Below are 13,437 nucleotides of genomic sequence, written 5' to 3'. Positions count from 1 at the left end.
TTCCATCAATAAACACATTACAACTTCTTTATTATCTGAACTCTAAACACTATATTTGTAGTTTAGAATTAATCCTAATTAATATTTCAAAATGAGCTTTAAAAAGCAAGATATATACAAGGTATTAGAAACAATAACAGCACCCGGAGAAGGAAAAAGTTTAGTTGAAAATGAAAACATTACAAATGTTGTAACTTTCGGAAACGAAGTACTTGTTGATGTAACAATCAGCAATCCGTCTTTACAAGCTAAAAAAAGAGTAGAAAGCGAAATTATAAACGTGTTACGCTCAAAAGTTAGCAAAGATATTGTTGTAAAAGTAACCGTAAAAGCAGTAGTTCCTAAGAAAGAAAATCCAAATCAAATCAAAGGAAAAGAAATTCCGAATATTAAAAACATTATTGCTGTTGCTTCCGGAAAAGGGGGTGTTGGAAAATCAACCATAACCGCAAATACTGCAATTACATTAGCAAAAATGGGATTTAGCGTGGGTGTTTTAGACGCTGATGTTTATGGCCCATCAATGCACTTAATGTTTGATGTTGAAAAAGAAAAACCACTTTCAGTAAACGTAAATGGTCGTTCTAAAATGAAACCGGTAGAAAATTATGGCGTAAAATTATTGTCTTTAGGATTTTTTACAAATCCAGATCAAGCAGTAATTTGGCGTGGGCCAATGGCTTCAAAAGCACTAAATCAATTAATTTTTGATGCAGATTGGGGAGAATTAGATTTCTTATTGATTGATTTACCTCCAGGAACCGGAGATGTACATTTATCAATCGTACAAGCATTGCCAATAAATGGGGCGATAATTGTAAGTACGCCGCAAAATATCGCTTTAGCTGATGCTAAAAAAGGAGTGGCGATGTTTCAACAAGAAAGCATCAATGTTCCTGTATTAGGAATCATAGAAAACATGGCGTATTTTACTCCAGATGAATTACCAAATAATAAATATTATATTTTTGGAAATGGCGGAGCAAAAAACTTAGCTGAAGATATTAACACACAATTTTTAGGAGAAATTCCTTTGGTACAAAGTATTCGAGAATCTGGTGATGTTGGTCATCCAGTTGCATTGCAAACAAACACACCATTAGAAAAAGCTTTTTCTGACACTACTAAAGAAATGCTATCTCAATTAGTAAAACGAAATGAAAATTTACCACCAACAGAAGTTGTAAGAATTACAACGATGAGTGGTTGTAGCACAAAATAAAAAATTATGACAGCACAAGAAACGCTTACAAATGTGGAGAAAGCTCTAGAAGAAATTCGCCCTTTTTTATTAAGTGATGGCGGAAATATAAAATTATTATCTATCGAAAATTCAATTGTAAAAGTGCAATTAGAAGGCGCTTGTAATGGCTGTTCTGTCAATCAAATGACGTTGAAAAATGGTGTTGAAGCAACCATCAAAAAATATGCTCCACAAATACTAGAAGTAGTGAATGTAAGCTAACTGATAAAAATCAGCTTTTAGAGTTTTTACAAGCATTATTTTTACACGATTTTTTTAAAGAAATGATTACAACAGATATATTAATTATTGGTGCTGGACCAACTGGATTGTTTACAGTTTTTGAAGCTGGATTGTTAAAACTAAGATGTCATTTAATTGACGCATTACCGCAACCTGGCGGACAATGTTCAGAGATTTACCCCAAGAAACCTATTTACGATATTCCGGGTTTTCCAGAAATTTTAGCTGGCGATTTAACAGATAATTTACTAGAACAATGCAAGCAGTTTGAACCAGGTTTTACACTTGGAGAACGCGCTGAAACAATTGAAAAAAAAGAAGATGGTTCTTTTATTGTTACTACAAATAAAGGAACAAAACACAAAGCACCTATTGTAGCAATCGCTGGTGGTTTAGGAAGCTTTGAACCAAGAAAACCTCCAATTCCAAATATTGCAAACTTCGAAGATAAAGGAGTCGAATATATGGTTCGTGAACCAGAATTATACAGAGATAAAAATGTGGTAATTGCTGGTGGTGGAGATTCTGCTTTAGATTGGAGTATCTTTTTAACAGATGTTGCAAAATCTGTAACTTTAGTGCATAGAAGAAACGAATTTAGAGGTGCATTAGACTCTGTTGACAAAGTACAAGAATTAAAAGATGCTGGGAAAATTAATTTAATTACTCCAGCAGAAATAACAGGAATTACCGGAGAAAACCATGTAACTGGAGTTGTTATTTCTAAAAAAGACGAAGAAGATACTGTTTTAGAAGTCGATCATTTTATTCCGCTTTTTGGATTAGCTCCAAAACTAGGTCCAATTGCAAATTGGGGATTAGAAATAGAAAAAAATGCGATTAAAGTTAATAACGCGTTAGATTATCAAACAAATATTCCTGGTATTTATGCAATTGGTGATGTAAACACCTATCCTGGAAAATTGAAATTGATTTTATGCGGATTCCATGAAGCAACCTTAATGTGTCAAAGCGCCTATCAACGTATCTTTCCTGATAAAAAATATGTAATGAAATACACCACTGTTGGCGGTGTTGATGGTTTTGACGGAACGAGAAAAGAAGCTCCTAAAGCGGTTGTAAAGAAAATAAATTAAGAAATAGCAAGAATGATTTTTGGCTTCATAAAATCCTTAAAATAAACTTGACTAATACCTAATCCCTATGAAAGACGTTACAATTAAAATTACTGATAGAGAAGGAATCCTTCACGAAATTATTGCTCCAACCGATATGGCGATGAATTTAATGGAAGTGGTTCGTTCTTATGAATTAGCTCCAGAAGGAACCATTGGTGTTTGTGGCGGAATGGCAATGTGTGCATCATGTCAGTGTTATGTGAACTCAGATCATGAATTACCAGAAATAGGAATTGACGAAGATATGATGTTGGCAGAAGCTTTTCATGTTCAAGAAAATAGCCGATTGGGTTGTCAAATTCAAATCACTCCAGAAATGGATGGCTTAGAAGTAGAATTAGCTCCAGAAAGTTAAAACTTCAAAGACTTTCTGTATATTTGTAAAGCAATCAATTTAAAAGCTCTAAAAAAATGTATTTAAACTTATTGTCACACTTAAAGCATTTGATAAAACGCAATCCTGAATGAGTATTAAATGTATAAATTTTTAAATGTAACAATTCGGCGAACGAAAATTGCTACATTGTATTTATTAACTCACTAATACATTAACAAAATGCCGTTTTATCATAAATTAGGGAAAATTCCACCAAAAAGACATACGCAGTTTCGCAAAAAAGATGGAAGCTTATATTACGAGCAGCTATTTGGAACCATTGGTTTCGACGGAATGTCTACCAACAGTTATCACGAACATAGACCTACAATGGTCAAAGAAATTCGCAAGCAATATTCTGTTGCACCAAAAATTGCAAAAGCAAATAACATTCAATCATACAGATTTAGAGGTTTTCAAGTAAAACCAGAAAACGATTATTTAGAAAGCAGAAAAGTTGTGTTAACAAATGCTGATTGTAACATTATTTTATCTGCCCCAAAAAAATCAACCAAGGAGTATTTTTATAAAAATACAGATGCCGACGAAGTAATTTTCATTCATAAAGGAACTGGAAAACTAAGAACACATCTTGGAAACATCGATTTTAAATACGGAGATTATTTAGTAATTCCGCGTGGAATTATTTACAAACTAGATTTTGATGATGAAAATAATAGACTTTTTATTGTAGAATCTTATCACCCTATTTATACTCCAAAACGCTATAGAAATTGGTTTGGTCAGCTGTTAGAACATTCGCCTTTTTGCGAACGTGATTTAAGACGTCCAGAAGAATTAGAAACCCATAATGAGTTAGGCGATTTTTTAATCAAAGTAAAAAAACAAGGCGAAATTATTGAAATGGTTTATGCCTCACATCCTTTTGATGTGGTTGGTTACGATGGCTATAATTTTCCGTATGCGTTTTCAATTCACGATTTTGAACCAATTACAGGTAGAATTCATCAACCACCACCAGTACATCAAACATTTGAAACCAATGCATTTGTGATTTGCAGTTTTGTACCACGTTTGTATGATTATCATCCAGATTCAATTCCTGCACCATACAATCACAGCAATATTGATTCAGATGAAGTTTTGTATTATGTAGATGGCGATTTTATGAGCAGAAACGATATTGATCAAGGTCATATTTCTTTGCATCCAGCCGGAATTCCACATGGTCCGCATCCAGGTGCAACAGAAAGAAGTATTGGTCATACAAAAACAGAAGAGTTAGCGGTTATGGTTGACACTTTTAAACCATTACAAGTTACTGAAGAAGCAATGAAGATTGCAGATGAAGATTATTTTAAATCCTGGCTCGAATAGACGAAGATAGAATCAAGAAAAGAGATTATGAGCGTTAGAAAAAGACATAATTACAAGAATCTTAAAGTTTGGAATTTAGGGATTGAGATTGTAGATGATGTTTTTAAAATTACGAGTGATTTCCCGAAGAAAGAAAAATTTGGATTAATTTCTCAAATTAATAGATGCTCTATTTCTACTCCAAGTAATATTGCAGAAGGCTCTTCAAGAACAGATAAATCTTTTTCTCATTTTATTGACATTGCTTTAAATTCTTCATTCTAACTTAAAACACAATTAATAATAGCATTTAAAAGAAAATATATTTCAAAAGAAAATTTAACAACATTGAAAAAGGTTCAAGAATTTCAAAAAATGACCATGAGTTTTCAAAACAAACTCTAATCAGTCTTTTTTCTATTTTCTAACCCCTCTTCTCTAATATAAAACAACATGAGCAAAAAAGAAGTAAAATCAGTAAACTACGGTTTAGAAAAAATATTTGAAGGAGCACAAGATTTCCTTCCATTGTTAGGAACAGATTATGTAGAGTTTTATGTAGGAAACGCAAAACAAGCTGCGCACTTTTACAAAACCGCTTTCGGGTTTCAATCATTAGCGTACAAAGGACTAGAAACCGGATCTAGAGATTCGGTAAGTTATGTGTTGGTACAAGACAAAATTCGTTTGGTTTTAACGACTCCGTTGAACAGTAAATCGATTATTAACGATCATATTGTAAAACATGGAGACGGAGTAAAAGTAATTGCGCTTTGGGTTGATGATGCAAGATCTGCGTATGAAGAAACTACAAAACGTGGCGCAAAATCGTATTTAGAACCAACGGTAGAAACGGATGAACATGGAGAAATTGTAAAAGCAGGAATTTACACGTACGGAGAAACAGTACACATGTTTGTAGAACGCAAAAACTACAATGGAACATTTATGCCTGGTTTTAGAAAATGGGAATCTGACTACAATCCGACACCAGTTGGATTAAAATACATTGATCATATGGTTGGTAATGTGGGTTGGAATCAAATGGATGTTTGGGTAAAATGGTACGAAGATGTAATGGGATTCGAAAACTTTTTATCCTTTGATGACAAACAAATTCATACAGAATATTCTGCTTTGATGAGTAAAGTGATGTCTAACGGAAACGGAAGAATAAAATTTCCAATTAACGAACCAGCAAAAGCAGCAAAAAAATCTCAAATTGAAGAATATTTAGATTTTTATGAAGGAGCTGGTGTACAACATATTGCCGTTGCAACAGATGACATCATCAAAACTGTGAGTCAGTTAAAAGCACGCGGAATTGAGTTTTTACCACCACCACCACAGGCTTATTATGACGATATTCCAAATAGATTAGGAGCGCACAGAGATATGATGAAAGAAGATATCGGCGAATTGCAAAAATTATCGATCATGATTGACGCTGACGAAGAAGGGTATTTATTGCAAATTTTTACAAAACCTTTAGAAGACAGACCTACATTGTTTTTTGAAATCATTCAAAGAATGGGAGCTCGTGGATTTGGAGCAGGTAATTTTAAAGCATTGTTCGAATCTATTGAAAGAGAACAAGCAAACAGAGGAACGCTGTAAACCTTCTAATATCCTGCAAGGTTTTTAAAACCTTGCAGGAAAACAAGAATAACATGAAAAAAGACGATTTATTAAAAGCCATAGAGCAGAAATACGAAAAGCTTGGCGTTCCTTTAGAAACCATGTTGGAGGGTTTGTTACACAGCACACCAATTACCTATTGGGATTATATACAAACTGATGCTTTATTGGGATTGCAAATTCCGAGAACCACAGAAAAAGATGAAATGGTTTTTATTATGTATCATCAAGTAAATGAATTGTTGTTTAAAATGGTTTTGTGGGAAATTGACCAAATATCATTATCAAAAAAACCAATTACAGCAGAAAAATTCTCAAAACACCTAATGCGGATTAGCAGGTATTTTGACATGCTATGTAATTCGTTTAGCGTGATGGGAGAAGGAATGGACGTTGAGCAATATTTAAAATTTAGAAATACATTGGCGCCTGCAAGCGGATTTCAAAGTGCGCAATACCGTAAAATTGAATTTGCTTCTACAGAACTCATCAATTTAATTGATGTACGATACAGAGATACCATTGATCGGAATTCCTCTTTTAGAAATGCTTTTGAACATTTGTATTGGCAAGCTGCAGGGAAAAATCATCAAACCGGAGAAAAATCAATCTTGATAAAACTGTTTGAAAAAAAATACATGGGAGATTTTATCGATTTTATGGAAGATTATAACGAATGTAATTTGTCTAAAAAGTTCAAACAACTTCCTGAAGATGTGCAAAAAAAACCAGAATTGATAAAAGCAATGCGTCATTATGATTATACTGTTAATGTTAAATGGGTTTTAGCTCATTACAATGCGGCAGGAAAGTATTTAGGCGGTGGCGATAAAGATTTGGAAGCTACTGGCGGAAGTAATTGGCGAAAATACATGCATCCAAAATATCAACGAAGAATCTTTTTCCCTTATTTATGGTCTGAAGAGGAGCTTAAAAACTGGGGAACTTTATAAAAATTATGAACTATTTAACGGAAGCTGTAAGAGAAATCAAGCAGCTTTTTTGTTTTTGGAATAGCTATTGTCATTCCTTTTTTATATGTTTGAGAATATGAAAAAAATTACTTTCCTTTTTATTGCATTTTTTATTGTACTTAATTCCTCTTCCCAAGAAAAAACCACCGTTTTTAAAAAAGGAGAATGGCTTCGTTATAAAATGAGTTATAGCGGTTTTTTGAAAGCTGGAAATGCAACATTAACTGTAGACACAGATACAATTAAAGGCAAAGAAGTGTTTCATGTTACTGGAAAAGGTTGGACAACCGGAGTTATAAAATGGTTTTTTGATGTTGATGACACCTACCAATCTTATTTTGATAAAGAAACTATTAAACCTTATGTTTTTAAACGGAATATTAACGAAGGTGGTTATGTAATAAACAGAGAAATTAAATTTAATTACGAAACCAAAAAAGCTACTGTTTTAGATTTTAAATTACAAACGACTGAGACTTTTGATATCAACAACGTACAAGACATGATGTCTTCATTTTACTATCTAAGAAATCAAGATGTTAGTGACTTAAAAGTTGGTGATGAAATTGCTTTAGATATGTTTATGGATTCTCAAATTTATCCTTTTAAATTACTCTATTTAGGGGAAGAAATATTAAAAACAAGTTTTGGAAAAATTAAGAGTTTAAAATTTAGACCAATGGTACAAGCTGGTAGGGTTTTTAAAGAAAACGAAAGCCTTACGATTTGGATTACTGCAGATGAAAACAAAATACCTATAAAACTAAAAGCTTCTTTAGCAGTTGGGTCTTTAAGAGCAGAATTAGATGCCTATAAAGGTCTTGCAAATTCTTTTAAAATTATATACGATTAAATTGTATTTTTGCGTTTAAGTCTCGTATAAAATTTACTTCTTTTGAAAAAAATACTATTTCTTTTAATAACACTCATCGTCTTTAATTCTTGTAAAGAGGACACTCCTGAAAATATTGAGGAAATTAAAACAATACCCGAACCAAAAGTAGTTTATGAATATGGTTATAAGCTAAACGATTATAAAGTAATAAATGACACCATTAAAAAAGGGGAAAGTTTTGGAGTAATTTTAGACCGACATCACGTAGATTACCCAATAATTAATAAAATTGCATCAAAAATTAAAGATACTTTTGATGTTAGACGTGTAAGAGCAGGAAAACCATATACTATTTTAGCCGCTAAAGACTCAACAGAAAAAGCGCAAATTTTTATTTACAAAAACAACAAATCGGTAGCAACTATTGTAGAATTTAACGACTCTATCATCCATAGTTTTAAATACAGAAAAGAAATTAAAACAATAGAAAAAGAAGTACACGGTAAAATTTACTCTAGTTTTTCTCAATCTATGGATAGTTTGCATCTAACCCCAAATTTAACAAATAAAGTTGCAGACATTTATGCCTGGACATTAGACTTTTTTAAACTTCAAAAAGGAGATACATTTAAACTTATTTATGAAGAAAAATTTATAGATGATTCGACTTTTGTTGGATATGGAGAAATCAAAGCAGCTCTTTTTACGCATAACAATAGAGATTTATATGCTTATAGATTTGTACCTGATGAAAAAAAAGGACTTGTAGAATATTATGATGAAGAAGGAAATATGTTGCGAAGACAATTTCTAAAATCGCCTATTAAGTTTCAGTACAGAATATCATCAAGATATAATCTAAAAAGAAAAATTGCACTATACGGAAGAGTAAAAGCGCATAAAGGAACAGATTTTGCCGCTAATTATGGCACACCAATTATGGCAACAGCTAGCGGAGTAGTAACTGAATCTGCATATAGAAAAAGAGGAAACGGACATTACGTTAAAGTAAAACACAACAACACATACACCACTCAGTATTTACACATGAGTCGTAGAAATGTAAAAAGAGGGCAATTTGTAAAACAAGGAGACATTATTGGCTTTGTTGGTTCAACCGGAAGCAGTAGTGGAAATCATGTTTGTTACCGATTCTGGAAACACGGAAAACAAGTAGACCCTTTTAAACAAAAATTACCTGCAGCGGCACCTTTAAAAGAAAGTTTAAAACCAACTTTTTTAACACATATCATTCCTTTAAAAGAACAATTAGAAAACATTAATAATTATAATTCTTTAGATTTAAAAATGGATTCTAACAACATCACTTCTAAAGATTAACAATAAATCAAATGGCATTAAAAAATACGAACCCAACTAAAACCAATGCTTGGAGAAAGTTAACTTCGCATTTTGCTGATATAAAAGACATTCACCTAAAAGAATTCTTTAAAAAAAATGCCACAAGAACTTCTGATCTTTCACTTTCTTTTGATGATTTTAATGTAGACTATTCTAAAAACAGAATTACACAAGAAACCTTAGATTTGTTAATAGAGTTGGCCAATGAAGTTAATTTAAAAGATGCCATAGAAAAATATTTCTCTGGCGACATTATAAATACCACAGAGAAAAGAGCCGTTTCACATACAGCATTAAGAAATAATTCAGCTAAAGAAATTCTAGTTGAAAACAGAAACATTCAATCAGAAATTAAGACTGCATTAAATAAAATGAGTCTTTTTACTGACAAGGTCGTTTCGGGCAAATGGAAAGGTTTCACAGGTAAACCTATTACAGATGTTGTTAATGTCGGAATTGGCGGTTCTGATTTAGGTCCAGATATGATTGTTGAGGCTTTACAGTTTTACAAAAACCATCTGAATATGCATTTTGTTTCTAATGTTGATGGAGATCATATTTCTGAAGTTATCAAAAAACTACACCCAGAAACAACATTGTTTGTAATAGTTTCTAAAACATTTACCACGCAAGAAACCCTTACAAATGCAACTACACTAAAAGAATGGTTTTTAACATCAGCAACCAATAAAGACATTGCAAAACATTTTGTAGCTGTTTCATCAAACATAAAAAAGGCCACTGAATTTGAAATAGACACCAAGAATATTTTTCCTATGTGGAATTGGGTTGGAGGTAGATTTTCTTTATGGAGCCCTGTTGGTTTATCAATAAGTCTCTCAGTTGGATTTCAAAATTTCAAAGCTTTGCTTAACGGAGCATCAGAAATGGATGCACATTTTAAAAACACAGCGTTTGAACAAAACATTCCAGTAACCTCTTCTTTAATTAGCATTTGGTACAATAATTTCTTTGGATGCGAAACCGAAGCTATTTTACCCTATTCTCATTATTTAAAAAAACTTCCTGAATATCTACAACAAACAAGCATGGAAAGTAATGGGAAAAGTGTAGATAGAGACGGAAATAAAATTGAGTATCAAACAGGTGCAATCATTTGGGGAAATGTAGGCACGAATATGCAACATGCTTTTATGCAGTTAATACACCAAGGTACAAAGTTAATTCCGACAGAATTTATAGGTTTTAAAGAATCAGTATCGGATTTAACAGAACATCACAAAAAGTTAATGGCCAACTTTTATGCACAAACTGAAGCATTGGCTTTTGGTAAAACGGCAGAAGAAGTGCATTTAGATTTAAAGTTCAATAACCACCTTAACGAAATCTCTACATTGCTTCCTTATAAAACTTTTCATGGCAACAAACCTAGTACTGCTATTTTAATTGAAAAATTAACTCCAAATTCTTTAGGTAAATTAATAGCACTGTATGAACATAAAGTTTTTGTTCTAGGGGTTATTTGGAACATCTTTAGTTTTGATCAATTCGGAGTAGAGTTGGGCAAAGAATTAGCTAACAAACACCTAAATAAAATTTAATTTTTTATTCAAAAAGAGTCAATCTAGAATTTTTAACATTTACGTTCCTTATTGTTAACAACCTTGTTGATATTTAATAAGCTATTTTACAAGCTGTTTTACATTATTTCACTAATTTGTACCGTCTTAATTTTATGTTAATACTTAACATTAAATTAACATTACAACTGTAAAAATTCAGGATTTTTGCAAAACATTTAATAACTTAAAATTTCAAAATGAAAAATTTTAAAAATTTATTATTAGTAGTGTTGTTTTTTGCAACAGCTGCTGTTTTTGGTCAAACCAAAATAACTGGGAAAGTAGTTGATGAAACCAACCAACCTTTGCCAAGTGCAAGTGTTATGGTAAAAGGAACACAAAATGGTACTTCTACCGATTTTGATGGAAACTTTACGCTAACTGCAGATTCAAATTCTGGAGTAATTATAGTTTCTTTTGTTGGTTACAACAAAAAGGAAATATCTTTCTCTTCAGCTAAATCAAATTTAGGAACAATCCAATTAACTGAAGACAGTTCTGTTTTAGATGAGATTGTTGTTACTGCAACATCTTTCGCTATTGATAGAAAAACTCCAGTTGCGGTTTCTACAATTAAAGCTGCGGATATTGAAAGAAAATTAGGAACTCAAGAATTTCCTGAAATTTTAAAATCAACTCCAGGAGTTTATGCTACAAAAAGTGGTGGTGGATTTGGAGATTCAAGAATTTCTTTAAGAGGGTTTAACTCAGAAAACGTAGCTGTATTAATTAACGGTGTACCTGTTAACGATATGGAAAACGGTAGAGTTTATTGGTCTAACTGGGCTGGGCTTTCTGACGTAACTTCTGCAATGCAGGTTCAAAGAGGGTTAGGAGCTTCTAAAGTTGCGGTACCATCTATTGGTGGAACAATCAACATTGTTTCTAAAACAACAGATATTAATAAAGGAGGAAGTATCTCTATGACACATGGAAACGATGGTTACCAAAAAGTTGGAGCTACTGTTTCTACAGGATTGATGGATAGTGGTTTTGCTGCTACTGTTTCTTTATCTAAAACTTCAGGTGAAGGATATGTTGATGGAACACAATTTGACGGATACAATTACTTTGTAAACTTTTCTAAGCAATTTAACGACAAACATAAATTAGCATTCACAACTTTTGGGTCTCCACAAAGACACGGACAAAGACAAAACAGAAGTACAATTTCTACTTATAGAAATGCTCAAAGCGGAATCAAATTTAACCCAGATTGGGGGTATAAAAATGGTCAAGTAACTCATATTGAAGACAACTTTTACAATAAGTCTCAAACATCTTTAAACCATTACTGGACAATTAGTGATGACACAAGTTTATCTACTGCAATGTACGTATCATTTGGTACTGGTGGTGGTGGTGGAACTGCTGGAACAAACACTGATTTATTCAATGTTCGTTTAGGTGGTAATGACCAACCTGTAAACTTAGACAATATTGTTAACATTAATAAAGGAAACGGAGCTTTAGGTTCTGAGGCAATTTTAAGAGCTTCAAGAAACGACCATAACTGGTACGGAATATTATCTACTTTTAAAACAAAATTATCTAGTAGTTTAGATTTTGTTGCTGGTATAGATCTTAGATCTTACACAGGAAAACACTTTAGAGAGGTTACAGATTTATTAGGAGGTCAGTATTTCTTTGACAACAGCGACATTAATAACCCAAACGCAGCATTAAAAGTTGGAGACAAGTACTCTTACTTTAATGATGGTGAAGTAGGATGGCAAGGTTTCTTTACTCAATTAGAGTATGACCAAGATAATATTTCTGCATTTATTTCTGTTTCTGGATCTAATACATCTTATAGAAGAGTAGATTATTTTCAATACACACCTGCAAACAACGCAACAGATAAGTATAACTTTTTCGGATACGGTGTAAAAGGAGGTTTGAACTACAGATTAAACGATACACATAACGTATTTGCTAACATTGGTTACTTTGAAAAAGCAGCTGGTTTTGATGCGGTATTCCAAGGATTTGATAATGATCACATTAATGCTGATGCTGAAAATCAAAAAATCTTTAGTGTTGAGTTAGGATACGGAATTAGAACTGAAAAACTTAGAGCTAACGTAAACGTTTATAGAACTGAGTGGAACGATAGAACATTTACAAGAACTGTTCAAGGAATTGGTACAAGTCCAGATTTTATTGCAAACTTATTAGGAGTTAATGCATTACACCAAGGGTTAGAAATTGATTATACTTACAGATATTCTGACAATTTAACATTCACAGGAATGGCATCTTTAGGTAACTGGAAATGGAATAATGACTTAGATAATGTTCCAATTTTTGATGACAACCAAAATCAAGTAGATACTGTTAATTTACCAATTAAAGGATTGCGTGTTTCTGATGCGGCTCAAACTACTGCTGCATTAGGTTTAAATTACAAATTCTGGGACAAAACAAGTTTGACATTTGATTATAACTATTTTGGAGACATGTATGCTCAAGTAAATGTTTTAAACTACATCGGAGCAACAACAACTCCTTCTGATACTTGGAAAGCACCAGACTATCACTTATTTGATGCAAGTTTACGTCATGGTATCAAGATTGGTGATTTTGACACAACTTTTACAGCACGTGTAAACAACTTATTCAATACAGAATATATTTCTGATGCTTTAGATGCTTCTGATCCATTAGTGTGGTATGGAGCTGGTAGAACTTTTAGCCTTAGTGCAAAAATTAAATTTTAAAAAACAG

Annotated in this window: 12 protein-coding genes; all 12 read left to right on the top strand. The window is 32.5% G+C overall.

What is annotated here, in order from left to right:
* Positions 1-91 precede the first annotated feature (91 nt).
* The 12 genes from ACEWL1_RS04510 to ACEWL1_RS04455 all read left to right on the top strand — a co-directional run bounded on the left by ACEWL1_RS04510 (position 92) and on the right by ACEWL1_RS04455 (position 13,430).
* Positions 92-1,222, top strand: a complete 1,131-nt coding sequence (locus tag ACEWL1_RS04510; protein WP_409232086.1) for an Mrp/NBP35 family ATP-binding protein — start codon at positions 92-94, stop codon at positions 1,220-1,222.
* Between the two features lie 6 nt (positions 1,223-1,228).
* Positions 1,229-1,465 carry a NifU family protein gene (locus tag ACEWL1_RS04505; protein ID WP_409232085.1) on the top strand — a complete coding sequence of 79 codons (237 nt, stop codon included), beginning with the start codon at positions 1,229-1,231 and terminating at the stop codon, positions 1,463-1,465.
* A gap of 62 nt (positions 1,466-1,527) precedes the next feature.
* A complete protein-coding gene (locus ACEWL1_RS04500; RefSeq protein WP_409232084.1) occupies positions 1,528-2,583 on the top strand; it encodes an NAD(P)/FAD-dependent oxidoreductase in 1,056 nt (351 codons plus the stop codon).
* A 67-nt stretch (positions 2,584-2,650) separates the two neighbouring features.
* Entirely contained in the window at positions 2,651-2,980 is a 330-nt protein-coding gene (locus ACEWL1_RS04495) for a 2Fe-2S iron-sulfur cluster-binding family protein (protein WP_409232083.1), read from the top strand.
* A 201-nt stretch (positions 2,981-3,181) separates the two neighbouring features.
* A complete protein-coding gene (locus ACEWL1_RS04490) occupies positions 3,182-4,339 on the top strand; it encodes a homogentisate 1,2-dioxygenase (protein WP_409232082.1) in 1,158 nt (385 codons plus the stop codon).
* A gap of 27 nt (positions 4,340-4,366) precedes the next feature.
* Positions 4,367-4,603 (top strand): four helix bundle protein, encoded by a 237-nt coding sequence (locus tag ACEWL1_RS04485; protein ID WP_409232081.1) that lies wholly within the window; start codon positions 4,367-4,369, stop codon positions 4,601-4,603.
* A 168-nt stretch (positions 4,604-4,771) separates the two neighbouring features.
* The gene (hppD, locus tag ACEWL1_RS04480) at positions 4,772-5,935 is read left to right on the top strand and encodes a 4-hydroxyphenylpyruvate dioxygenase (protein WP_409232080.1); all 1,164 of its coding nucleotides are present in this window, start codon (positions 4,772-4,774) and stop codon (positions 5,933-5,935) included.
* A gap of 53 nt (positions 5,936-5,988) precedes the next feature.
* Entirely contained in the window at positions 5,989-6,909 is a 921-nt protein-coding gene (locus tag ACEWL1_RS04475) for a tryptophan 2,3-dioxygenase family protein (RefSeq protein ID WP_409232079.1), read from the top strand.
* Positions 6,910-7,006: 97 nt separating this feature from the next.
* Complete coding sequence (locus ACEWL1_RS04470; protein WP_409232078.1) at positions 7,007-7,783, top strand: DUF3108 domain-containing protein; 777 nt, start codon at positions 7,007-7,009, stop codon at positions 7,781-7,783.
* 42 nt (positions 7,784-7,825) lie between these two features.
* Complete coding sequence (locus tag ACEWL1_RS04465) at positions 7,826-9,106, top strand: peptidoglycan DD-metalloendopeptidase family protein (RefSeq protein WP_409232077.1); 1,281 nt, start codon at positions 7,826-7,828, stop codon at positions 9,104-9,106.
* 11 nt (positions 9,107-9,117) lie between these two features.
* The gene (pgi, locus tag ACEWL1_RS04460) at positions 9,118-10,689 is read left to right on the top strand and encodes a glucose-6-phosphate isomerase (protein WP_409232076.1); all 1,572 of its coding nucleotides are present in this window, start codon (positions 9,118-9,120) and stop codon (positions 10,687-10,689) included.
* 218 nt (positions 10,690-10,907) lie between these two features.
* Positions 10,908-13,430, top strand: a complete 2,523-nt coding sequence (locus ACEWL1_RS04455; protein WP_409232075.1) for a TonB-dependent receptor — start codon at positions 10,908-10,910, stop codon at positions 13,428-13,430.
* Positions 13,431-13,437 lie beyond the last annotated feature (7 nt).

The sequence above is a fragment of the Polaribacter gochangensis genome (genome assembly GCF_046224025.1).
Classification (GTDB): Bacteria; Bacteroidota; Bacteroidia; order Flavobacteriales; family Flavobacteriaceae; genus Polaribacter; species Polaribacter gochangensis.
Note: the sequence above shows the minus strand (reverse complement) of the source record. Positions and strands in the feature narration are given on the sequence as shown.